This is a genomic window from Streptomyces hypolithicus (assembly GCF_052934925.1).
Genome location: NZ_CM128811.1, coordinates 258301 through 281026 on the forward strand (window position 1 = coordinate 258301; position 22726 = coordinate 281026).

The window sequence follows — 22726 nt, forward strand, 5'->3', positions numbered from 1 at the left end:
GCCGGCGACTGCGAAGGTCATATGAGGCGGATGCTGATCATCTCTTTCGTACGACGACGAAGTCCGCGAGCGCCGTGAGCTCCGCCCGGACCTGCGCGGGCATGTCGACGCCGCTCAGCGCGTCAATGGCGACGGTGTGCTGACGGCGGGCTTCCTGTGCCGTCCACTCACGGCCGCCGGCTTCCTCGATCAGAGCCGCCCGGGTGGCGAACTCCGCCTCGGAGAAGGTGTCGAAGTCGTTGCTCTTGGCGTCGGCGGCGAGGAGTTCGCCGAGCCGCTCGGAGGCGGCGCCGCCGGCGGCGAGCGCCGCGACGACTGGCAGGGACTTCTTGCGCTGACGCAGGTCGCTCCAGGTCTGCTTGCCGGTGGCCTCGGGGTCGCCCCAGATGCCGAGCAGGTCGTCGACGGCCTGGAAGGCGAGGCCGAGGTGGTAGCCATACGCCTCCAGCGTGTCGGCCGTACGGTCGTCGGCGCCGCCGAGGACCGCGCCGATGGAGACGGCGCAGGCGAGCAGGGCGCCCGTCTTGTTGCCCTCCATCTCCAGGCACTCCTCGACGGTGACCCGCTCGCGGTGTTCGAAGGAGATGTCCTGGGCCTGGCCGTCGATCAGCTTGCGGGTGGCGGTGGTGAGGCGGCGGGTGGCGCGGCCCGCCTCGACGGTGCCGATCTCCAGCAGCACCTCGTTGGCGAGCGCGAACAGCGCGTCGCCGACGAGGATCGCCTGGGCGGGGCCGTGCACCTTCCACACGGTGTCGCGGTGCCTGCGCTGCTCGTCGCCGTCCATCAGGTCGTCGTGGAGCAGTGAGAAGTTGTGCACCAGTTCCACGGCGACGGCTCCGGGGACGCCGGTCTCGGCGGGTGCGCCCGCCGCCTCGGCGGACAGCAGCGCGAGCGCAGGGCGTACCGCCTTGCCGCCGTCGCCGTCCGCGGGCCGGCCCTGGGCGTCGATCCACCCGAAGTGGTAGGCCGCGACGGTGTCCATGGGCGGCGCGAGCCGCTCCACGGCGGTCTTCAGCACCGGCGTGGACAGGGTGCGGCCGCGCTCCAGAAGCGCGGCGATGTCCACCGTGGTGTCGGCGACCGGGTTCACCGGGGTCACAGGCTCTCCTCTTGTTCCAATGCCAGTGCTCATACCGCCTCCTGCAGCGGATGTTCGTGTGCGTGCCCGAGCTCGCCCAGAGCCGCGCCGGCGGCACATATGCCGCTGCGCACCGCGCTCTCCATGGTTGCGGGCCATCCGGTGGCCGTCCACGCGCCGGCCAGGTACAGGCCGGGTGCGTGCGTCCGGGCGCCGGGGCGCAGCCGTCCGACGCCGGGGGTGGGGGCGAACGTCGCTGTCCGCTCCCGGGTGACGAAGAAGTCGCGTACGACGGCGCCCCGCGCGGCGGGCAACAGGCGTTCCAGCTCGGGCAGGTAGCGTGCGCGCAGCTCGGCCACGGGGGCGTCGATCTCGTCCTGGGCTGCCGACTGCGAGAGGGCCAGATACTGTCCGCGCCCCAGCAGCCCGGAGGCCTGCGTACGGTCGAAGACCCACTGGACAGGGGTGCCGAGGGCGGCGAAGAAGGGCCGGCGCAGCACCTTGCGGTCGTATACGACGTGGACGTTGAGGATCGGGGCCACGGCGATGTCCAGCAGTCGGTCCGGGTCGTCGACGGCGCCGTCGGGCAGCAGCGCGTGCGTCTCGTCCTGCGGTACGGCGAGGACGACGGCGTCGGCCTCGATCCGCTCGGCCGGTGTCTCGACCTCCCAGCGCCCGTGCGCGGTGCGCGAGACGGCGGTGACCTTGGTGCGCGTCTGGGTCCGTACGCCCGCCGAGTCGAGCGCTTTGCGGGCCAGCGTGTCGTGCAGTTCACCGAGGGGTACGTGCGCCCAGCCGATGTCGGCGGCGCCCGGCTCGGAGAGCAGGCCGGTCTTGAAAACCATCGCGGCCAGGCCCAGCGAGGCGTCCGGGGCTCGGGCGTTGAGCGTGGCGACGCCGACGAGGTCCCACAGCGCCTCGATGGCACGCTCCGACTGGCCGTGGCGGCCCAGCCAGGTAGCGAAGTCGACCCCGTCCAGGGCGGGATCGGCCGGGTCGAGTCCCTTGAGCGCGAGCGCGGCCCGTCCCACGGCGGCCCGTTCGGCGAGAGTCAGGTGCGGGTACGTGGCGAGGCCTGCGGCCAGGTGCATGGGTACGGGCAGCGCGGTGCGCCGGATCCGTCCGAGGCGGGGGCCCGTCGCCCGGCCCACGTCGAGGACGGGGACGTCGAGCCGGTCCTGGAGCGGCGCGAGTTCGGCGCCGTCGACGCGGTCGAGGAACCACCGGTAGGCGGTGCAGCAACGCAGGTAGACGTGCTGGCCGTTGTCGACGGTGAGGTCGCCGCGCCGGAAGGAGAAGGCGAGTCCGCCCAGGCGTGGGCGCCCTTCGAGCAGGGTGACCCGCGTCCCGGCGTCGGCGAGCCGGAGCGCTGCCGTGACCCCGGCGAGCCCTCCGCCGACGACGACCGTGTGCGACGCGTGCCCGGGCGCAACGGGCCCCTTCACGGGCGCCTCCTGGCACGGATCCGGGAGACGCTGCGGGCGTCGAGGCCCGAGAGGCCGCGCACGGCGACGTACGCCTTCTCGTGTCCGGGCAGCGAGACGCGGCCGCGCAGCACCGCCTCGGGCTCGCGCTCGATGCGGTCCAGGAGCCGCCGGTAGATCCCGGCCATGGCGGCGACGCAGGCGCCGGAGCGGCGGTCGAGGAGCGGCAGCAGGCGGTAGCCCTCGGCGAACAGGGCGCGGGCTCGGCGCACTTCGTAGTGGATCAGGCCCTCGAAGTCGGACCCGGCGGGCGGGGTGGCGCTCTCGAAGCCGGTGGCGCAGCCGAACTTGGCGAGGTCGTCGGCGGGCAGGTAGGTGCGTCCGTTGCCCGCGTCCTCGCGCACGTCTCTGAGGATGTTGGTGAGCTGGAGGGCGAGGCCGAGCGTGTCGGCGTACTCCGGGGCGCGTTCCGCTTCGCGCGCGCCGGTCTGGGCGCCGAACACGCCGAGCGAGAGCCGTCCGATGGCGCCCGCGACGCACCGGCAGTAGACCTTGAGGTCGTCCCACGTCTCGTAGGTCTCGCCGCGTACGTCCATGAGAACGCCGTCGATGAGTTCGTCAAGCCCTTCGAGCGGGAGCGGGAAGCGGCGCGCGGTGTCCGCGAGCGCCACCGCGACCGGGTCGGTGTCGTCGTCGTCGACAGCGCCCTTGCGGACGCGGTCGAGGAGCGCGCGGGTCTCTTCGAGCCTCACCTGCTTGACGCCGGGCGCGAGCACACCGTCGCCGATATCGTCGACGCGGCGCGAGAACGCGTACAGCGCGGACATGGCGTGCCGCTTGTCGGTGGGCAGCAGCCTGATGCCGTAGGCGAAATTGCGCGCCTGCCGGCCGGTGACGGCCTCGCAGTAGCTGTATGCGGCGAGTACCGGTGCGGACATCTGCGTGGGTCCTTCCACGGTCCGGCTCACCCCTCTCTTCGGTCTCGTCGCAGGACGGCTCCCACTGCGCGCAGCAGGCCGAGTCTGGTGGGTTTGGGCGGTCCGGGCAGTACGTCGAATCCGGCGGCGGCGACCGCGGTGAGCGCGGCCCGTCCGCCGCCGACGAAGCCGGCGAGCAGCAGCTTGAGCCTGCCGTCGACGCTGCCCACGAGCGGGGCTCCTTCGTCCAGGAGGTGGCCGGCGCGCTCCGCTTCGTAGGCGATCAGGGCGCGCACCGACGCGTTCGCGGTGGGCGCGGCGAGGTCCGCCTCGTCGACGCGGAAGCGAGCCATATCGTCGGCGGGCAGATAGATCCGGTCGCGGGCGAGGTCCTCGCCGACATCCTGGAGGTGTTCAACGATCTGCAGCGCGGTGCAGAGCGCGTCGGAGCGGCGAACGCGCTCGGGGCTCACCGTGCCGGTGATGGCCAGGACCAGCCGGCCGACGGGGTTGGCGGACAGCTCGCAGTAGGCGAGCAGTTCGTCGTACGTCTTGTAGCGGCGTACGAGCTGGTCCTGCCGGTTGGCTTCGATGAGCCCGAGGAACGGGCCGGGGGTGAGGGACCAGCGGCGGACGGTGGGCACCAGGGCGCGCATCAGGGGGTGGCGCGGGCCTGCGTCGGCCGGGTCGAACACCCGGTGGAGGTCGGCCTCGAAGGCGTCGAGGACGGCCAGGCGGTCGTCGGCCGGGCCGGGTGCGACGCCGAGCAGGCGGGCGTCGGCGCCGCCGGGGGCGAGGTCGCCGTCGCCGATGTCGTCGACGAGCCGGGCGTAGCCGTAGACGGCGATCAGGTCGTCGCGCCAGGCGCGCGGCAGAAAGAACGGGGCCACCGGGAAGTTCTCGTCGGCGGCCTTGTCGATGGTGGTGCGCGCGGGGGCGTCGGGGCGCGTGCGGGGGGTGCCCGTCATCGCGGGCCGCCCGGGGCGAGAGGGGCGCAGGCGTCGTGGAGCTGGAGCGTTCCCATTGCCATTGCCGTCACATCTCCCGTTCTACACTGCTGACCTGATACATCCCTTTTCGGACACGCCGCCCGTCGGTTGGGCGGCGCACCACTGGTGACACCACCCGAAACGGGCTTCCGGGGCCAATATCGCCCCACTTGCCGCGAATCAGCACCGGTACAGCTTACGTTGTACAACGCCAGGCGCCGCGTCGGGGCGCTCGACGCAGTACAACCGCGCATTAATTCCTCTCAACCGTCCCGAAGACGCCCGGAGTTGGCCATTACGGCACGCGGGACCGCCGGGGCCGCCCGCGCCGGAGCCCCCGCCGGGACGGACCGGCGGGGGCTCCGGGAGTAAGAAATCGAACGGACTAGCGGCCGTTCTCCTTCTCGTACGCCTTGATGACCTCGTCCGTGGGGCCGTCCATCAGCAGCTCGCCCCTCTCCAGCCACAGCACGCGGTCGCAGGTGTCCCTGATCGACTTGTTGTTGTGGCTGACCAGAAAGACGGTGCCGGCCTCCTTGCGGAGCTCCCGGATGCGCTCCTCCGAGCGGATCTGGAACTTCCGGTCGCCGGTCGCCAGCGCCTCGTCGATCATCAGGACGTCGTGGTCCTTGGCGGCGGCGATGGAGAAGCGCAGGCGGGCAGCCATGCCTGAGGAGTACGTGCGCATCGGCAGCGTGATGAAGTCGCCCTTCTCGTTGATGCCGGAGAAGTCGACGATCTGCTGGTAGCGCTCGCGGATCTCCTCGCGTGTCATGCCCATCGCGAGGCCGCCGAGGATCACGTTGCGCTCGCCGGTGAGGTCGTTCATCAGTGCGGCGTTCACGCCGAGCAGCGAGGGCTGGCCGTCGGTGTAGACCTTGCCGTGCTCGGTGGGCAGCAGGCCGGCGATGGCCCGCAACAGCGTGGACTTGCCCGACCCGTTGCTGCCGATCAGGCCGATCGCCTCGCCCCGGTAGGAGGTGAAGGTGACACCCCGTACCGCGTGGACCTTGCGTACGCCGGGCGAGTCGCCCTTGCCGCGTTTGACGATGCGGCTGAGCGCTGCGGTGGCGCTGCCCCGCCCGCCCGCTCCGCCGTTGACGCGGTACACGATGTGCACGTCGTCGGCGATGACGGTGGGGATGCGTCCCTGATGGTTGTCGTCAGCATGGTTGTCGTCAGCCACGGCCGTAACGCTCCTCAGCCTTCCAGAAGTACACGAAGCCCGCGGCGCCGATCAGCAGCGCCCAGGCGAGGGCTGCCGCCCAGACGTGCGGGGGGAGGTTCTCGGTGAGGAACGGGTCGTCGATCAGGGCGAAGCGGATCAGGTCCATGTAGACGGCCGCCGGGTTCCACTGGAGCACATCGGTGACCCAGGCGGGCAGGTCTTTGTCGTGAAGCATGACCGGGATGCTGAACATCACGCCGGACGCGTACATCCACGTACGCATCACGAACGGCATCAGCTGCGCGAGGTCGGGCGTCTTGCTGCCAAGCCTGGCCATGATCAGCGCGAGACCGATGTTGAAGACGAACTGCAGCGCCAGCGCGGGAAGGATGAGCAGCCAGGACAGCGCGGGGTAGCTGCCGAAGGCGACCGCGATGGCGACCAACACGATCATCGAGAACATCAGCTGCTGGAGCTGCTGGAGCGCGAAGGAGATCGGCAGCGAGGCGCGGGGGAAGTGCAGGGCTCGCACCAGGCCCAGATTGCCCGAGATCGCCTTGACGCCGGCCGTGACCGAGCTCTGGGTAAAGGTGAAGACGAAGACGCCCGTGACCAGGAAGGGAACGTAGACGTCCTCGGGGATACCGCGGTCGGCCTCCAGGATCAGGCCGAAGATCAGGTAGTACACCAGGGCGTTCAGCAGCGGGGTCGCCACCTGCCACAGCTGGCCGAGCTTGGCCTGGCTGTACTGGGCGGTCAGCTTCGCCTGGGAGAAGGCGAGGATGAAGTGGCGGCGCCCCCACAGCTGCCGGACGTACTCGATCAGCCCGGGTCGGGCACCGCTCACCGACAAGTCGTACTTGTCGGCGAGCTGCGCCGGGGTGAGTCCGTCGTCGGGAGACGGGGGAACGCTGGTCGCGACCGCTCCGTCGTGGGTTGTGTCACTCACAAGTTGAAACTTTCGTGTTCAAGATGCGCAGGCAGTAGGGCGCAGGACCGGGCTCCAGGTCCCGCGTGCCACCGATGCTTTCAGACCCGAGCTTGTCAGATGACGGGAGGTCGGCCGAGCCGGGTCAGGCGCCAGACGGTACGCCACCTCATCGGGCGGCGGGTACCCGGGGAGGTCGTCCAGCCCTCCCGGAAACCACCGAACCAAGCCTTCAGCGCAGGCCCGGACGGCCGCCGCGCCAGCGTCAGCAGCAGCCAGACACCGAGATACACGGGCACCAGAGCCGCCGGCAGATTGCGGCGCGCCAGCCAGACCCGGTTCCTGGCGACCATGCGGTGGTAGACGGCGTGCCGGGAGGGAGCGGTCGTCGGGTGGTACAGGACCATGTCCGAGCGGTAGTCGATCATCCAGCCGGCGTCGAGCGCTCGCCAGGCCAGGTCGGTCTCCTCATGTGCGTAGAAGAACTCGTCGGGCAGCCCGCCGACCTCGGCGAAGACCTGGGTGCGTACGGCGTTCGCGCCGCCGAGGAAGGTCGTCACCCGTGAGGAGCGCATCGGGTCGGCGGCGCGCAGCCGGGGCACGTGGCGGCGTGCCGTCTGCCCGGTGTCGGGGTCGGCGATCCGGAAGCTGATGATGCCCAGGGCCGGGTCGGCGGCGAAGGCCTGTCGGCACAGCTCGGCGGTGTCGGCCTGGGCCAGCAGGCCGTCGTCGTCGAGGAAGAGCAGCACGTCCATCTCGGCGCCGCTGGGACCGAACGCCTCGATGCCCGCGTTGCGCCCGCCCGGGATGCCGAGGTTCTCCGGCAGCTCCACGGTCCGTACGCCCTCGGGGACGCCGGTGACCGGGGAACCGTTGCCGACGACGACCACCTCGACTCGGTCGCCGTCCTGCTTGGCGACCGAGTCGAGGAGTGCCCGCAGCTCATCGGGGCGGTTGCCCATGGTGATGATGACGGCGCCGACCTTCATGCCGGTCACTTCAGCCTGCTCGAAGCGAGGATGGACACGAGGTGCAGGAACGTCTGCACGATCGCGATCCCGGCCAGTACGGCGATACCGAGGCGGCTGAAGAACAGGTCGTCCCGCACGACGTCGAGGATCGCGACGGCCAGGATGAACAGGCTCGCCTCGATGCCGCCGACGAGACGGTGGAACTTCAGCGCGGCGGCCAGTCGGCGCGCCACGGCCAGCCCGGAGGAGCGCGGCACGGAGGCCTCGTCCTTGACGGCGGGCAGCCCGCTGCGCGTACGGGCCACGTCGACCAGGTCGGTCTCCGCCTTGATCAGGATCGCGCCGAGCGCGGCGAGCGTGCCGAGGAAGGCCCACAGCCAGTTCGTCACGCCCTGCTGGTGGAACAGGTCCGCCCCGCGCAGGCCGAAGCCGACGAGCAGCGCCGCCTCGCACAGGTAGTGGCCGATGCGGTCCAGATAGACCCCGGTGATCGAGGTCTGCTTGCGCCAGCGGGCCACCTCGCCGTCGACACAGTCGAGCAGCAGATAGATCTGGAACAGGACCACCGCGAGGATCGCACCGGTCAGCCCGGGGATCAGCAGGGCCGCGCCACCCAGGACACCCACGACGACCATGAGGTACGTGAGCTGGTTGGGCGTGATCTTGGTGTTCACCAGGTACGGGTCGATGTGCAGCGAGATCTCCCGCATGTACATCCGCCCGGCCCAGTGCTCACCGCTGCGCCGGTCCTTCACACCCTCGGGGTGAACGACCGGACGGAGTTCAGCTACTGATGGTCTTGACATAGTCGGCGTAGGTGTCCCTGATCTGATCGGCGGACAGGTCCAGGTGCTCCAGGATGGTGAAGCGTCCCGGGCGGGTCTGCGGGGCGTACTGCACGGCCTTGACGAACTCGTCGACGCTGAAGCCGATCTCCTCCGGAAGTACCGGCAGGCCGTGCCTGCGCAGCACCTCGGCGAACAGACCCGACTCCTCGTGGGCGCCGCGCAGGTGCATCGCGAAGGCCGCGCCGAGGCCCACCTGCTCGCCGTGGCTGGCGGCCCGCTTGGGGTACAGCAGGTCGAAGGCGTGGCTGATCTCGTGACAGGCACCGGACGAGGGGCGGGTGTCGCCGCTGATCGACATGGCGATGCCGGACAGCACGAGCGACTCGGCGAGGACCGTCAGGAACTCGTCGGTGCCGACCCCGCCGGGCTGGCGCAGTACGGCTTCTCCGGCCGTACGGGCCATGGCGGCGGCCAGTCCGTCGACCGGCTCGCCGGTAATGCGGTGGGACAGCTCCCAGTCCGCGATGGCCGAGATGTTGGAGATCGCGTCACCGATGCCGGACCGGACGAAACGGACCGGGGCGTCGCGGATCACATCGAGGTCGATGACCATGGCGATGGGGGTCGGCACGCCGTAGGAGCCGCGGCCGTTGTCGTTGTCCAGGGTGGACACCGGTGAGCAGATGCCGTCGTGGGAGAGGTTCGTCGCGACGGCGACCATCGGCAGACCGACCCGCGCCGCAGCGTACTTCGCCACGTCGATGATCTTGCCGCCGCCCATGCCGACGACGGCGTCGTACCGCTTGCCCTTGATGCCGTCGGCGAGCGTCACGGCCGCGTCGATGGTCCCGCCCGCGACGGAGAACCAGTCGGCGTCGGGCAGCAAAGGCGCGAGCTTGTCACGCAGGGCCAGGCCCGAACCGGCGCTGGTGGCTATCGCCAGCTTGCCGGAGGCGGAGATCCGCTGGTCGGCCAGGAGGCCGGCCAGGTCGTCCATGGCGCCGCGGTTGATGTCGACGACGACCGGGGACGGGATGAGCCGGGTCAGTACTGGCACGCGATCTCCCGGCCCTTCGCGAGGTCGTCGTGGTTGTCGATCTCGACCCACGTCACCTCGCCGATGGGGGCGACGTCGACGGTGAAGCCGCGGTTGACCAGCTCCTGGTAGCCGTCCTCGTAGTAGAGGTCGGGGTCGCGCTCGAACGTCGTCTTGAGCGCGTCGGCGAGCTCCTCGGCGGCCTCGGGCTCGATGAGGGTGACACCGATGTACTCACCGGTGGCCGTCGCCGGGTCCATCAGCTTGGTGATGCGCTGGACACCCTTGCCCTCGGCCGTGATGACCTTCATCTCCTCGTCGGCGAGGCTCTTCACCGTGTCGAGGGCGAGGATTATCTTCTGGCCCTTGCCGCGGGCGGCGAGCAGCGTCTTCTCGACGGAGACCGGGTGCACGGTGTCGCCGTTGGCGAGGATCACACCCTGCTTGAGGACGTCACGCGCGCACCACAGGGAGTAGGCGTTGTTCCACTCCTCGGCCTTGTCGTTGTCAACGAGCGTGATCTTGAGGCCGTACTTCGCCTCGAGTTCCTCCTTGCGCGCGTAGACGGCCTCCTTGCGGTAGCCGACGACGATCGCGACCTCGGTCAGGCCGACCTCGGCGAAGTTGCCGAGAGTCAGGTCCAGGACGGTCGTCTCACCGTCCACGGGCACCAGTGCCTTGGGGAGGGTGTCCGTGTAGGGACGCAGACGCCGGCCGGCGCCGGCAGCCAGTACGAGGCCGATCATGCGGGTTCTCCTTCGTCGTGTACTGCGGGTGCTCCGGAGGACACCCAGAAGCGGATGGACTCCGCCAGCACCACCAGCGCCACGGCCACAGCGAGGGCCGTGAACGCCAGGGTGAGGTCTGTGTCGTGCGTGGACGAGGCCGGCAGGACGGTGGCGAGTACCGCCACCACGAGCGTCCGGCCCTCGTGCCCGCCGATCGTCCGCACCAGCCACTGGGGCGGCGCGCCGGTGCCACCGCGGATGCGGTACACCGTGTCGTAGTGATGGTAGGCGACTGCCGCCACCAGGCCGAAAGCCGCAGGCAAGGCTCCGTTCACCTCGGAGCGGGCGGCGAGGATCAGGATGACGGAGTACTCGGCGACCCGGAAGACCGGGGGGACGAGCCAGTCGAGAGGGCCCCCCAGGCGGCGGGCGACGGCCACACCGGACAGGGCCGCGTAGCAGGCCGCCGCGATGATCACTTGCGGGCTGCCCGGCGGCCGGGTGAGCGCGGTGGCCAGCAGCGCGGCGGCGCCGACGGCGGCGACCACCGGGGCCGTCCAGGGGCCCCTGAGGCCGGCGGTCCGGGCCGCGATGAACTGGGCGATGGGGCCGCTGTCCGCGAGGTCGGCGAGGGCGCGGGCAGCCCGGTCGCTGCGGCGCGCCCTGCGCGTCAGCGAGCGCAGGACCCGGCCGGCCGTGGTGTAGAGGGCGGCGAAGGAGCAGCCGACGAGGAGGGCGTAGAAGACGATGCGCGGGGTCGTCACCGCCGTCAGTACGGCGATCATCGCCCACCGCTCACCGATGGGCAGGACGATCATGCGCCGTACCCAGACCGTCCAGCCGACGCTGTCGAGCCGGCCGGAGAGGGCGGCGGTGGGGCTGGTGTTGGCCTCGGCGTCGTGGTTCGCCTCGTTGAACGAGAAGTCGACGACGTGCCGGCAGGTCTGCAGCACCATCGCGCCGAGCGCCAGCGCCCATACGTCGTCCCCGCCCCGGGCGGCGCCGAGGGCGAGGCCCGCGTAGTAGGCGTACTCCTTGGCCCGGTCGAAGGTCGCGTCGAGCCAGGCGCCCATCGTCGAGTACTGCAGCGAGTACCGGGCGAGCTGCCCGTCGGTGCAGTCCAGGACGAAGGAGAGGAGCAGCAGCACCCCGGCCGCGACATAGCCGCCGCGGGTGCCGGTCGCGGCGCAGCCCGCCGCGATCAGCGCGGTGACCAGCGAGGCGGTGGTGACCTGGTTCGGGGTCAGGCCCCGGCGGGCGCACCAGCGTGCGAGGTAGCGCGAGTACGGGCTGACGCAGTACGTGGTGAAGAAGCCGTCGCGGGACTTCACGGCCGTACGCAGCCGTACGGCCTCCTCGTCGACGGCCGCCACGGCGGCGCGGGCCTGCTCGCGCTCGGCCTCGTCCGCCGGGACGGCGGCGATCAGGGAGCCCAGTTCGGGGCGCTGCACGGCGGTGCCGGCGGCGGCGAGCCCGGCGGCGACCGCGTCGGGCCCGGCCGGCCCGCCCGCCGGTGCGTCGCGCACGGCCCCGGCCAGCGCGGCTCGCGCCTCGGGCTGCGCCGTGAGCGCGCCGGGGACACCGGCAGCGGGAAAGCGGGGGTCGGTCAGCGCGAGGCGCAGCGCGTGGAGGTGACCGACGAAGCGCGGGTCGACGAGCGCTACGCGTTCACCGGCGGGGGCGGAGCCGAGCAGCTCCAGGATCTGCGCGGCGTCGGCGGCCGCCGGGGACCGCACGTTGAATCCGAGCGACCGCAGATCGCCCTCGAGCGGCGATCCGGGTACCGGCGGGCCGGTGAGGATGGCGGTCGACAGACGAACTCACTCCTTGGAGCTGACATGGCTGGCCCTGTGTGACATGCGGCATCCCGGCCCGGCACGGGCGGGGAAGGCGTGTCGGCAGAGGTTATCGGATGTTCGGAAGCTGGAATTCACGGCCCGTTCATGCCCCGATAAGAAGGACCGGGACGCGGGCAGCACACCGCGATCATCTTGGTCGATCAAGGCCCCGCGTCACAAACCGCGCTGGCCGGGCACCCCCAGCCCCTAGGGTGGCAGTCATGACGTGGCTGATCACAGGTGGTGCGGGATACATCGGCGCGCACGTGGCGCGAACCATGGCCGGGGCGGGTGAGCGGGTCGTCGTACTGGACGACGCCTCGTCCGGGGTCCCGGACCGGCTGCCCCCCGAGATCGAGAGGGTCAGCGGCTCCGTGCTGGACCGTGACCTGCTCGACCGTACGCTCGCGGAGCACGCCGTCACCGGTGTGGTGCACCTGGCGGCGAAGAAGCAGGTCGGCGAGTCCGTCGACAAGCCGCTGCTCTACTACCGGGAGAACGTACACGGACTGACGGTGCTCCTGGAGGCCGTCGCCGCCGCCGGGGTGCGGCGGTTCCTCTTCTCCTCGTCGGCCGCCGTGTACGGCGTGCCCGACGCGGAGCTCATCTCCGAGGACACCCCCTGCGCACCGATCAACCCGTACGGCGAGACAAAGCTCACCGGCGAGTGGCTGGTGCGGGCGGCGGGCCGGGCGCACGGCATCTCGACCGCGTGCCTGCGCTACTTCAACGTGGCGGGGGCGGCGGCGCCGGAGCTGGCCGACACCGGAGTGTTCAACATCATCCCGATGTTCTTCGACCGGATCACCCGCGGCGAGGCCCCGAGGATCTTCGGCGACGACTATCCGACGCCCGACGGCACCTGCGTCCGTGACTACATCCACGTCGCCGATCTCGCCGACGCCCATCTTTCGGTCGCCCGCGCGCTGACAACCCGGGACGAGGCCGCGGACCTGACGCTCAACATCGGCCGCGGCGAGGGCGTCTCGGTGCGCGAACTCGCCGACCTGGTGGCCGAGGTCACGGGCAGCGCCCTCACCCCGATCGTCGAGCCGCGGCGGCCGGGCGACGCCGCGAAGGCCGTCGCGTCCTCGGAGCGGATCACCAAGGAACTGGGCTGGACGGCCCGGCACGGGGTGCGCGAGATGGTCGCCTCGGCCTGGGAGGGCTGGGTGCTGCGTCACCCGGAGGCCGCCGGGGCCGTCGCTGCTCAGACCGCCACGAAGTGATCTTGCGAGTCTCTGACCTGCGGTCATTTCCGCAGGTCAGAGCACATGACAACGGTGTTCAGTCTCGTGTTGCCCATACCCCCCGCCCGTAGTTCACTGGCACTTCGGGCAGGCAGTCACACGACCGCGGGAGGCGTCCCTCATGGGGGCAGGACACGATCACGGGCATTCGCACGCCGGTCCGCGGCGCACCGGCACCGCCGCGGCCGCGTACAAGGGGCGGCTGCGTATCGCCCTCGGCATCACCCTGACCGTCATGACGGTCGAGATCGTCGGCGGGCTGGTCGCCAACTCGCTGGCGCTGATCGCCGACGCGGCCCACATGGCGACGGACGCCCTCGGCCTGGCGATGGCGCTGCTCGCGATCCACTTCGCCAACCGCCCGGCCACCGCCAACGCCACCTTCGGCTACGCGAGGGCCGAGATCCTGGCAGCGCTGGCCAACTGTCTGCTGCTGCTCGGTGTGGGGGGCTTCCTGCTCTTCGAGGCCGTGGACCGGTTCATCACCCCGGCACAGACGAGGAGCGGTACGGCGATCGTCTTCGCCCTGGTCGGCCTCGTGGCGAACATGATCTCGCTGTCCCTGCTGATGAAGGGCCAGAAGGACAGCCTCAATGTGCGTGGCGCGTTCCTTGAGGTGCTCGCGGACACCCTGGGCTCGGTCACCGTGCTGATCTCGGCCGCGATCATCATGGCGACCGGCTGGCAGGCAGCCGACCCGATCGCCTCCCTGCTGATCGGCCTCATGATCGTGCCCCGCACCTGGAAGCTGCTGCGGGAGACGCTGCGCGTGCTCCTGGAGACCGCCCCGGCGGGCGTGGACATGGCCGAGGTACGGGCGCACATACTCGATCTGCCGGGCGTCGACGACGTACACGACCTGCATGCCTGGACGATCACCTCCGGCATGCCGGTGCTGTCCGCGCACGTCGTCGTCAGCCAGGACATCCTGGACTCCGTGGGCCACGAGAAGATGCTGCACGCTCTCCAGAGCTGTCTCGGCGACCACTTCGACGTCGAGCACTGCACGTTCCAGCTGGAGCCGTACGGGCACGCCGAGCATGAGGCGATGCTCTGCCACTGAAACTCTGCGGCCGAAGCTCTGCCCCTGGGCTCTGCCGGTGAGCTGATACGGTGTTCGACGAGGCATTCAGGCCTCGGGGACACGATGAGGGGAGCTGAGGTTGATGACCGTCACGGTCGATGCTGCTGCGAGCAGTGTCCGGTTCATCCTCAACTCCCGGGCCCTCGGCTGACCCTTCGCGCGTCGGCCCGCGCCCTGACACCCAAGGGTTCCCACGTTGACCGACAACGCCATGTTCGAAGCTTTCATGACCCTGCACCGCGGGCTTCCCCGTCAGGGGCCGGGCTCCGACGCCACCACCCGCCGTCTGTTCTCCCTCGCAGGACCGGTGCCGCGCCGGCCGCGCGTCCTCGACCTGGGTTGCGGCCCCGGCCGGGCCTCGCTGCTCCTGGCGGGCGAGTACGACGCCGAGGTGACTGCCGTCGACCTGTACGAGCCGTTCCTCGCCGAGCTGCGTGAGTCGGCCGAAGTGCGCGGGCTCGGCGACTCGATCCGTACCACCGCGGCCGACATGGGCGAACTGGCCTTCGCCGACGGGTCGTTCGACCTCGTCTGGGCGGAGAGTTCCGCCTACAGCATCGGCTTCGACACCGCACTGCGCGAGTGGCGGCGGCTCGTCGCCCCGGGCGGTGCTCTCGTCGTCACCGAGTGCGAATGGACGGTCCCCGAGCCGTCGCACGCGGTACGGGCGTTCTGGGATCAGCACTACGCTCTGCGCGGCCGGCCCGAGAACAGGGCCGCGGCCGTCGCGGCCGGCTACGAGGTGCTCGGGGTGTACGCGCAACCGCAGAGCGACTGGGACGAGTACTACGTCCCGCTCGGCGCCCGCGCCGACGCCGCCGCACCGGAGGCGCCCGGCATGGCCGAGGCGCTCGCGGCGCCCGTGAGGAGATCGCCGTACGGGCCGAGCACGGCGACGAGTACGGCTACACGGGCTATGTCCTGCGGCCCACCTGCGCCCTGAGCTGATCCGCCGTCCGCCTGCGCCCGCGCGACGCCGGGCGGGCGGGGGCGGACATGCGGGGCGTTCCGTGAAGTACGGACAAGACGCTTTTGTACGGCAGACTTGGCAGCCGGGTACCGAAGCGAAGGATGGTCATGCCGAGCACACCAGTCACCGCGGCGAACAGCTCACCCAACGGCACAGCGCAGCCCGACGGTACAGCGCAGCCCGACAGCCCGGCGCAGGAGATCCTGCTGGAGCTGGTCGACGAGGACGGTCGCACCATCGGCACCGCGGAGAAGCTCTCCGCGCATCAGGCCCCCGGCCGACTGCACCGCGCGTTCTCGGTGTTCCTCTTCGACGCCTCGGGCCGGCTGCTGATCCAGCGCCGCGCGCTCGGCAAGTACCACTCCCCCGGCGTCTGGTCCAACACCTGCTGTGGGCACCCTTACCCCGGGGAGTCGCCGTTCGCCGCCGCCGCCCGCCGTACGTACGAGGAGCTGGGGGTCTCGCCCTCGCTGCTCGCCGAGGCCGGCACGGTCCGCTACAACCACCCCGACCCGGACTCGGGTCTGGTCGAGCAGGAGTACAACCACCTCTTCGTCGGCATGGTCCAGGCGGCGCTGCGGCCCGATCCGGACGAGGTGGGCGAGACGGCCTTCGTCACGGCGGGCGAACTGGCCCAGCGGCACGCGGCGGCGCCGTTCTCCGCGTGGTTCTCCACCGTGCTGGACGCGGCGCGCCCGGCGGTCAGAGAGCTGACGGGCCCGGGCGCGGGCTGGTGACGGGCAGGACCGCCAGCGGCAGGGCTACCCGGATGACTTTTCCGCCGCTCGCGGTCTGCTCGATGTCGCAGACCCCGCCGGCCTCCGCGGTGATCTCCCGGACCAGCAGCAGGCCGCGCCCGCCGGTCTGCGCGTAGTCACGCTCCAGGGCCTTGGGCCGGTAGGGGTGGTTGTCCGCCACCGAGACGCGGATCCACTCCGCTGCGATCGTCACCTCGACGGCGAGCTCGGGCGAGAGCAGCGCCGCGTGGCGTACCGCGTTGGTGACGAGCTCGGAGGCGATGAGCAGCAGTCCCTGCACCAAGTCGTCCTCGGCCGGGACGCCCTGGCGGTTCAGGAGGTCGCGGACGGCGTGGCGGGCCTGCGGGACGGAGGCGTCCACTGCCGGGGCGGTGAATCGCCAGACGCCTGCGTATGCGGCTCGGGGCTCGTCGGTGGATCTTGGAGAGGGTACGCCCCCGTGGTTCTCCATGGACCGGCACCTCTCAGGGTGTTCGCTCGTGACCACCCTGAGAGTGTTGGGAACGAGTTGGTCCGGACCGGCCCACTGAACTGAAATCAGCCGCAATCGACGACATATGACCGGTGCGGCTGTGCGGCTGTCACGTGCTTGGCTTTTTTTGCTCCTCGACGGGGGCCGGTGCGACCAGGTCGACCATGTGCCGGCCGCCCGTACCGATGGCGATGAGGCCGAGGCCGTCGAAGAGCAGGCCGAGCGAGAAGAAGCAGCCCAGGACGTAGCGGCTGCTGTGCGGCCAGTCGAAGAGCACCAGCAGGCCCAGCAGTACGCCGAAGGCGCCCTGTACCAGCGTCCAGCCGAACTGCGGGCCGCGCACCACCACGCTCCCGGCCAGCCGGAACACCCCGCCGGTCAGGAAGAGCAGGGCGGCGAACATCGTCAGCGCCTCGGCGGAACCCTCGGGGTGGCGGATCACGACGACCCCGGCGGCCAGGTTCAGCGCGGCGACCACCACACCGAGCCAGAAGAAGTTCGAGCCGCGGGACTGGACCGCCTGGAGCAGTCCGACGAGACCTCCGATCAGCAGCAGCCAGCCGAAGAGGATCATCGAGGTGAGGGTGGCGACGCCGGTGTAGATCAGGCCGACGATGCCGCCGAGCACCAGGATGACGCCGAGGACCGCGAGCCGGCCGAAGTCCCGGCGGAGCTTCTTGCGCTCGCCGGCCGAAGAGCGGGCGGTGCGGCCCGAGCGGGGGGTGCGGGCGGGGCCGGCGGGGCGGGCCGTGCCGTCGTCGTGGCCAGTGCGGTCGTCGTGGCCGGTGCGGTCGTCGGGCCCGGTGTGAGCGTCCATCAGCGACTCCTTCAACGCAGCGTCGTCCGCTTGTCGGCCCCTTCTTGATCATAGGTTCGTACGGTCCGGATAGCATCCGGCGCATGGAGCCGCAGCTGGAACACACCGTCGCGGACGGGGTCGCCACCATCGTCATCAGCAACCCCGGCAAGCGCAATGCCATGACCGCCGGAATGTGGCGGGCGCTGCCGGGTCTGCTGGACGCGCTGGCCGCCGACCGTAGTATCCGGGCGGTCGTGCTGACCGGCGCGGGGAGCACCTTCTGCGCGGGTGCGGACATCTCGTCTCTGCGGGAGCCGCGCGGCAAGGACGAGGGGCCGCAGAGCCTCGCCGTACGGGCGGAGGAGGCGCTGGCGGCGTTCCCGAAGCCGACGCTCGCGGCCGTCCGGGGGTACTGCGTGGGCGGCGGCAGCCAGCTGGCCGCCGCCTGCGATCTGCGGTTCGCGGAGGAGGGCGCTTCGTTCGGGGTCACACCGGCGAAGCTCGGGATCGTCTACCCGGCGTCGTCGACCCGTCGGCTGGTCGCCCTGGTGGGGCCGGCCGCCGCGAAGTACCTGCTGTTCTCGGGTGAGTTGATCGCGGCCGATCGGGCTTTGCGTACCGGGCTGGTGGACGAGGTGCTGCCGGCGGGCGAACTGGCCTCCCGGGTAGCGGAGTTCACCCAGGTTCTGGTGTCGCGCTCGCAGCTGACCCAGGCGGCGGCGAAGGAGTTCGCATCGGGACGCACCGACCGGGACGCGTACTGGCCGGGCCAGGCGTGCGACAGCGGCGACACCGCCGAGGGCGTCGCCGCCTTCCTGGAACGCCGTACGCCACGCTTCGACTGGGTCCCCGGACCTCCCGGCCGAACTAGCTGAACCGGCTCTTCCCCCGGAACTCCTCGACCAGCGCGGCCGGGGCCTTGAGCGGGGATCCGGCGTCGTACGGCGGCTGAGGGTCGTACTCCGTCAGCAGCTGCACCGCCTGCGCGTGCTCGTCGCCGGCGATCCTGCCGACCAGCGTGAGTCCCATGTCGATGCCGGACGAGACGCCGGCCGCGGTGACGTACTTGCCGTCGGTGACGACGCGTTCGCCGGTGGGCTCGGCGCCGAAGGTCTTCAGGTGGTCCAGGGCCAGCCAGTGCGAGGTGGCGCGGCGGCCGGTCAGCAGCCCGGCCGCGGCGAGCAGCAGCGAACCGGTGCAGACGGACGTCGTCCAGGTGGTGGCGGCGTCGACGGTGCGCAGCCAGCCGGGCAGGGCGTCGTTGTCCATCTGCGCGTCCTGGCCGGGGCCGCCCGGAACCAGCACGATGTCCGGGGTTGCGACCTCGGCGAATGTCGCGTCGGCCACGAGCGTGAGTTCGTCCCGGTCGTTGCGTACGGGGCCGGTTCGCTCGGCGACGAAGACCGTCTCTGCGCCGGGCAGGCGGCACAGCATCTCGTAGGGGCCGACGGCGTCGAGAGCCGTGAAGTGGTCGAAGAGGACGATGGCGATCTGCGTCATGACGGGTCCCGTTCAGGTCGGTCGGTGGATGGGCAGGATGGGCTGAGGGCGGAAGCGGCGCCGGTACTCGGCGGGTGCCGCGGCGAGGGTCTTCACGAACGCGCGGCGCATTGCCTCCGGCGTGCCGTAGCCGCAGGCGCGGGAGATCTCCTCGATGCCGTCGGCGGAGTCCTCCAGGAGGCGCCGCGCGTGTTCCAGGCGCACCCGCTCGACGTACTTGCCCGGGGTCGTCCCTGTCTCGGACTGGAAGGCACGGGAGAAGTGGCGCGGTGAGAGGCGGGCCCGAGCTGCCAGCGCCTCCACCGACAGGTCACCGCCGGGGTGTTCGGAGATCCACTGCTGGACCTCCCTGAGCGGTTGGCGCTGGGCGGTCTGGGCGGCGAGCTGGGCGCTGAACTGGGCCTGGTTGCCCGGGCGTCGCAGGAAGACGACGAGATAGCGGGCGACGACGAGCGCGGTGTCCCGGCCGAGGTCCTCCTCGACCAGGGCCAGCGCCAGATCGATGCCGGCGGTCACCCCGGCCGAGGTGGCCACGTACCCGTCGCGCACATAGATGGGGTCCGGGTCGACCTCGACGGCCGGGTAGGCCTGGGCGAGGTGGTTGCAGAAGGCCCAGTGGGTGGTGGCGCGGCGGCCGTCGAGCAGCCCGGCCGCGGCGAGAAGCAGCGCTCCGGTGCAGACCGAGACCAGTCGCTCGGCGCCCGGGGCGTTGTCGCGCAGCCAGCCGGTCAGCCTCGGGTCGGGGGTACGGGTCCCCCGGCCGCCGGGGACGAGAAGGGTGTGCGGGGTTTCCCGCACCCCGGTCAGGGCGGTGTCGGGGACCAGCGTGAGGCCGCTGGAGGTGCGGACGGGAGTGCCGTCGAGCGAGGCGGTGCGCATGCGGTACGTGTCCGGATCGCCGGCGTGGGTGGCCGCCCCGGCGAAGACCTCCATGGGGCCTGTCACATCGAGGCTCTGGACGTCGTCGTAGAGGACGACGAGCACGGATCGCTGCGTCATACGGACCATCTTTGGGGCCCGGACCGATGTCCACAATGACGAGTACCCCACCTTTCCTGCCATGGCCACTGCTGCGCGACCACCGTGGCGACGGCACCTGACGGCGCTGCTCAGTGCGGAGCTGGACCGCTGGAGGCGCTGGTGAGTCGCACGGCGACGGGCAGGGGCATGACGCCGCGGTTCGCGCTAACCTCCCGCGGCCGGCAAGGCGGCGACTGGGACGCGGCCTGACTTCGGAAAGTACGCGGAAAGTGACCACGACCGGCGTACAGGGCGTTTGCGTGCCGCGTGAGCGGATATCAGTGCCTGTGCCGGATACCGGGACAGACCGAGACAGCAGGAGGTTCAACGTGTTTCGTGCCATTGCAGACGCACTGCGTACGGTCGGCTCGGCCATCGCCACTGTGGTGACCCTGCCCTTCAGGCTGCTTGCCAAGCTCTTCGGCGGGGCGTCGGGTGGCGGCGGCGGGCGGTCCCGCCGCACCTGAGCTGCGCTGAGCGGAGCTCAGGTGCGGCCTCGACCGGGGCGTGTGCGACAGCCGACCCGACAACCCGGCACAATGCAGGCGCAAGCACAGCCCGCAGGAGAAGGCGAGTCGGGAACATCGTGACGACGTCCATCGAAGGCAGGATCGCCGAGGAGCTCGGCGTAAGGGAACGGCAGGTCAGGGCCGCCGTCGAGTTGCTCGACGGCGGTTCGACCGTGCCGTTCATCGCTCGCTACCGCAAGGAAGCGACCGAGATGCTCGACGACGCGCAGCTGCGCACACTTGAGGAGCGGCTGCGGTATCTGCGCGAGCTGGAGGACCGGAGGGCCGCTGTCCTGGAGTCCGTACGCGAGCAGGGCAAGCTCGACGAGGCGCTTGAGGCGCGGATCCGGACCGCCGACACCAAGGCCCGGCTGGAAGACATCTACCTGCCGTTCAAGCCCAAGCGAAGGACGAAGGCGCAGATCGCCCGCGAGGCGGGCCTCGAACCGCTCGCGCGGGGACTGCTGACCGATCCGACGGTGGATCCGCTCTCGGCCGCCGCGGCGTTCGTGGACGCCGAGAAGGGTGTGGCCGACTCACAGGCCGCCCTGGACGGCGCGCGGTCAATTCTCACCGAGCGCTTCTCGGAGGACGCCGACCTCATCGGTGAGCTGCGGGAACGCATGTGGTCGCGGGGACGGCTGGCCGCGAAGGTACGGGACGGGAAGGAGGAGGCGGGCGCGAAGTTCGCCGACTACTTCGACTTCTCGCAGCCCTTCACTTCGCTGCCCTCGCACCGCGTGCTGGCGATGCTGCGCGGCGAGAAGGAAGACGTACTCGACCTGGTCCTGGAACCCGAGGAGCCGTCGGAGACCGACATCCCGGGCCCTACAGCGTACGAGAACGCGATCGCCCGGCGCTTCGGGGTTTGCGCGCAGGGCCGGCCGGGCGACAAGTGGCTCGGCGATACCGTGCGGTGGGCGTGGCGGACCCGGATTCTGGTGCACCTGGGCATCGACCTGCGGCTTCGGCTGCGGACCGCCGCGGAGGACGAGGCGGTACGGGTCTTCGCGGCGAACCTGCGTGATCTGCTGCTGGCGGCGCCGGCCGGGACGCGGGCGACGCTGGGGCTCGACCCCGGTTTTCGCACGGGTGTGAAGGTCGCCGTGGTCGACGCGACCGGCAAGGTTCTCGCGACGGACGTGATCTATCCGCATGTGCCGCGCAACGCGTGGGATGAGTCGCTGGCGAAGCTCGCGCGGCTCGCGAAGGAGCACGACGTAGAGCTGATCGCCATCGGCAACGGCACGGCGTCCCGCGAGACCGACAAGCTCGCCGGGGAGCTGTGCGCCAAGCACCCCGAGCTGAAGCTGACGAAGGTGATGGTGTCGGAGGCCGGCGCGTCTGTGTACTCGGCGTCCGCTTTCGCTTCGCAGGAGCTTCCCGACATGGACGTGTCGCTGCGCGGCGCCGTGTCGATCGCGCGGCGGCTGCAGGACCCGCTGGCCGAGCTGGTGAAGATCGACCCGAAGTCCATCGGGGTCGGCCAGTATCAGCACGACCTGGCCGAGGTGAAGCTGTCCCGCTCGCTCGACGCGGTCGTCGAGGACTGTGTGAACGGGGTGGGTGTCGACGTCAACACCGCGTCCGCGCCGCTGCTTTCGCGGGTTTCCGGGATCAGCTCCGGGCTCGCGGAGAACATCGTGGCGCACCGGGACGCGAACGGCCCGTTCCGGTCCCGCAAGGGGCTGAAGGACGTGGCGCGGCTCGGGCCGAAGGCGTACGAGCAGTGTGCGGGCTTCCTGCGCATCCAGGGCGGCGAAGACCCGCTGGACGCGTCGAGCGTGCACCCCGAGGCGTATCCGGTGGTGCGGGCGATGGTGAAGACCGCGGGCAGCGGGGTGGGGACGCTCATCGGCAACACGGCGGTGCTGCGGTCGCTGCGGGCCGCCGACTTCGTGAACGACACGTTCGGGCTGCCGACGGTGTCGGACATCCTCAGGGAACTGGAGAAACCCGGTCGCGACCCGCGACCCGCCTTCCGGACGGCGACCTTCAAGGAGGGCGTCGAGAAGCTGGGCGACCTGGAGGCCGGGATGGTCCTTGAGGGCGTGGTGACGAATGTCGCGGCGTTCGGCGCGTTCGTGGACATCGGCGTGCACCAGGACGGGCTGGTCCATGTGTCGGCGTTGTCGAAGACCTTCGTCAAGGACCCCCGGGATGTGGTGAAGCCGGGGGATGTCGTCAAGGTCAAGGTCATGGATGTCGACGTCGCGCGCAAGCGGATCTCGTTGACGCTGCGGCTGGAGGACGAGTTGGCTGCGCCGGCTGCGGGTGGGGCGAAGCGGGAGCGGGGCGGTGGCGGTGGCTCGGGTGGCTCAGGTGGCCGGCCTCCGGCGCAGCGGCGTGGTGGCGGCGGTGGCGGTGGCGGGTCTCGCCGGGGGTCGGCGCCGGCCCCCGGGTCGGCGAACAGTGCGATGGCGGATGCGCTGCGTCGGGCGGGGCTGACGGATCCGAAGCGGGGCTGACGGTTTCGGGGCGCTGCCCCGGACCGGCAGC

At 70.9% G+C, this 22726-nt stretch carries 21 protein-coding genes and 2 pseudogenes; 8 read left to right on the forward strand and 15 right to left on the reverse strand.

Annotated features, from left to right (window positions below; genetic code table 11):
- Positions 1-37: 37 nt before the first annotated feature.
- The 11 genes from ACU6WZ_RS01325 to ACU6WZ_RS01375 all read right to left on the reverse strand — a co-directional run bounded on the left by ACU6WZ_RS01325 (position 38) and on the right by ACU6WZ_RS01375 (position 11841).
- A complete protein-coding gene (locus ACU6WZ_RS01325) occupies positions 38-1132 on the reverse strand; it encodes a polyprenyl synthetase family protein (protein ID WP_447031256.1) in 1095 nt (364 codons plus the stop codon).
- Positions 1129-2523 carry a hydroxysqualene dehydroxylase HpnE gene (hpnE, locus tag ACU6WZ_RS01330; RefSeq protein WP_447031257.1) on the reverse strand — a complete coding sequence of 465 codons (1395 nt, stop codon included), beginning with the start codon at positions 2521-2523 and terminating at the stop codon, positions 1129-1131. The genes ACU6WZ_RS01325 and hpnE overlap by 4 nt, the downstream gene beginning before the upstream one ends.
- Positions 2520-3470 carry a presqualene diphosphate synthase HpnD gene (gene hpnD / locus ACU6WZ_RS01335; protein WP_447031258.1) on the reverse strand — a complete coding sequence of 317 codons (951 nt, stop codon included), beginning with the start codon at positions 3468-3470 and terminating at the stop codon, positions 2520-2522. Before hpnD ends, hpnE begins: the two co-directional genes overlap by 4 nt.
- A complete protein-coding gene (gene hpnC, locus ACU6WZ_RS01340; RefSeq protein ID WP_447031259.1) occupies positions 3467-4387 on the reverse strand; it encodes a squalene synthase HpnC in 921 nt (306 codons plus the stop codon). Before hpnC ends, hpnD begins: the two co-directional genes overlap by 4 nt.
- Before the next feature lie 406 nt (positions 4388-4793).
- Complete coding sequence (locus ACU6WZ_RS01345; protein ID WP_447031260.1) at positions 4794-5594, reverse strand: ABC transporter ATP-binding protein; 801 nt, start codon at positions 5592-5594, stop codon at positions 4794-4796.
- A complete protein-coding gene (locus ACU6WZ_RS01350) occupies positions 5587-6525 on the reverse strand; it encodes an ABC transporter permease (RefSeq protein WP_447031261.1) in 939 nt (312 codons plus the stop codon). Before ACU6WZ_RS01350 ends, ACU6WZ_RS01345 begins: the two co-directional genes overlap by 8 nt.
- Positions 6526-6620: 95 nt before the next feature.
- Positions 6621-7493 (reverse strand): glycosyltransferase family 2 protein, encoded by an 873-nt coding sequence (locus tag ACU6WZ_RS01355; RefSeq protein ID WP_447033789.1) that lies wholly within the window; start codon positions 7491-7493, stop codon positions 6621-6623.
- A 5-nt stretch (positions 7494-7498) separates the two neighbouring features.
- The gene (locus ACU6WZ_RS01360) at positions 7499-8281 is read right to left on the reverse strand and encodes a CDP-alcohol phosphatidyltransferase family protein (protein ID WP_447031262.1); all 783 of its coding nucleotides are present in this window, start codon (positions 8279-8281) and stop codon (positions 7499-7501) included.
- The gene (locus ACU6WZ_RS01365; protein WP_447031263.1) at positions 8259-9320 is read right to left on the reverse strand and encodes an iron-containing alcohol dehydrogenase family protein; all 1062 of its coding nucleotides are present in this window, start codon (positions 9318-9320) and stop codon (positions 8259-8261) included. Before ACU6WZ_RS01365 ends, ACU6WZ_RS01360 begins: the two co-directional genes overlap by 23 nt.
- A complete protein-coding gene (locus ACU6WZ_RS01370) occupies positions 9308-10045 on the reverse strand; it encodes a phosphocholine cytidylyltransferase family protein (RefSeq protein ID WP_447031264.1) in 738 nt (245 codons plus the stop codon). The genes ACU6WZ_RS01365 and ACU6WZ_RS01370 overlap by 13 nt, the downstream gene beginning before the upstream one ends.
- Positions 10042-11841: a DUF5941 domain-containing protein gene (locus ACU6WZ_RS01375; RefSeq protein ID WP_447033791.1), complete on the reverse strand. Its 1800-nt coding sequence runs from the start codon at positions 11839-11841 to the stop codon at positions 10042-10044. Before ACU6WZ_RS01375 ends, ACU6WZ_RS01370 begins: the two co-directional genes overlap by 4 nt.
- Before the next feature lie 245 nt (positions 11842-12086).
- Between ACU6WZ_RS01375 and galE the strand changes: the two genes are divergently transcribed.
- The 4 genes and pseudogenes from galE (at position 12087) to idi (ending at position 15906) form a co-directional block, all read left to right on the forward strand.
- Positions 12087-13094 (forward strand): UDP-glucose 4-epimerase GalE, encoded by a 1008-nt coding sequence (galE, locus tag ACU6WZ_RS01380; protein ID WP_447031265.1) that lies wholly within the window; start codon positions 12087-12089, stop codon positions 13092-13094.
- A gap of 142 nt (positions 13095-13236) precedes the next feature.
- Positions 13237-14178, forward strand: coding sequence for a cation diffusion facilitator family transporter (locus tag ACU6WZ_RS01385; protein WP_447031266.1), 942 nt, complete (start codon positions 13237-13239; stop codon positions 14176-14178).
- A gap of 247 nt (positions 14179-14425) precedes the next feature.
- A pseudogene (locus ACU6WZ_RS01390) lies at positions 14426-15129 on the forward strand (class I SAM-dependent methyltransferase); the annotation flags it as partial.
- Between the two features lie 147 nt (positions 15130-15276).
- Positions 15277-15906 carry an isopentenyl-diphosphate Delta-isomerase gene (gene idi / locus ACU6WZ_RS01395; RefSeq protein WP_447031267.1) on the forward strand — a complete coding sequence of 210 codons (630 nt, stop codon included), beginning with the start codon at positions 15277-15279 and terminating at the stop codon, positions 15904-15906.
- Here the strand turns inward: idi and ACU6WZ_RS01400 are convergent.
- Positions 15872-16378, reverse strand: coding sequence for an ATP-binding protein (locus ACU6WZ_RS01400; protein WP_447031268.1), 507 nt, complete (start codon positions 16376-16378; stop codon positions 15872-15874). The two genes, idi and ACU6WZ_RS01400, sit on opposite strands and share 35 nt — an antisense overlap.
- 130 nt (positions 16379-16508) lie before the next feature.
- Positions 16509-17216, reverse strand: a complete 708-nt coding sequence (locus ACU6WZ_RS01405) for an HdeD family acid-resistance protein (protein ID WP_447031269.1) — start codon at positions 17214-17216, stop codon at positions 16509-16511.
- 83 nt (positions 17217-17299) lie between these two features.
- On the opposite strand from ACU6WZ_RS01405, the gene ACU6WZ_RS01410 reads away from it, so the two are divergent.
- Positions 17300-18073 carry an enoyl-CoA hydratase/isomerase family protein gene (locus ACU6WZ_RS01410; protein WP_447031270.1) on the forward strand — a complete coding sequence of 258 codons (774 nt, stop codon included), beginning with the start codon at positions 17300-17302 and terminating at the stop codon, positions 18071-18073.
- Here the strand turns inward: ACU6WZ_RS01410 and ACU6WZ_RS01415 are convergent.
- Both ACU6WZ_RS01415 and ACU6WZ_RS01420 read right to left on the reverse strand, forming a co-directional pair.
- The gene (locus ACU6WZ_RS01415) at positions 18066-18698 is read right to left on the reverse strand and encodes a DJ-1/PfpI family protein (protein ID WP_447031272.1); all 633 of its coding nucleotides are present in this window, start codon (positions 18696-18698) and stop codon (positions 18066-18068) included. The genes ACU6WZ_RS01410 and ACU6WZ_RS01415 overlap by 8 nt on opposite strands.
- Before the next feature lie 12 nt (positions 18699-18710).
- Entirely contained in the window at positions 18711-19697 is a 987-nt protein-coding gene (locus ACU6WZ_RS01420) for a GlxA family transcriptional regulator (protein ID WP_447031273.1), read from the reverse strand.
- Positions 19698-19765: 68 nt separating this feature from the next.
- Here ACU6WZ_RS01420 and ACU6WZ_RS01425 point away from each other — a divergent pair.
- From ACU6WZ_RS01425 to ACU6WZ_RS01435, 3 genes and pseudogenes are all read left to right on the forward strand, one after another.
- Positions 19766-19925 (forward strand): annotated as a pseudogene (locus ACU6WZ_RS01425) (helix-turn-helix domain-containing protein); the annotation flags it as partial.
- Positions 19926-20047: 122 nt separating this feature from the next.
- On the forward strand, positions 20048-20185 hold the full coding sequence (locus ACU6WZ_RS01430; RefSeq protein WP_447031274.1) for an LPFR motif small protein: 138 nt from the start codon (positions 20048-20050) through the stop codon (positions 20183-20185).
- A 119-nt stretch (positions 20186-20304) separates the two neighbouring features.
- The gene (locus ACU6WZ_RS01435) at positions 20305-22695 is read left to right on the forward strand and encodes a Tex family protein (protein WP_447031275.1); all 2391 of its coding nucleotides are present in this window, start codon (positions 20305-20307) and stop codon (positions 22693-22695) included.
- Positions 22696-22726 lie beyond the last annotated feature (31 nt).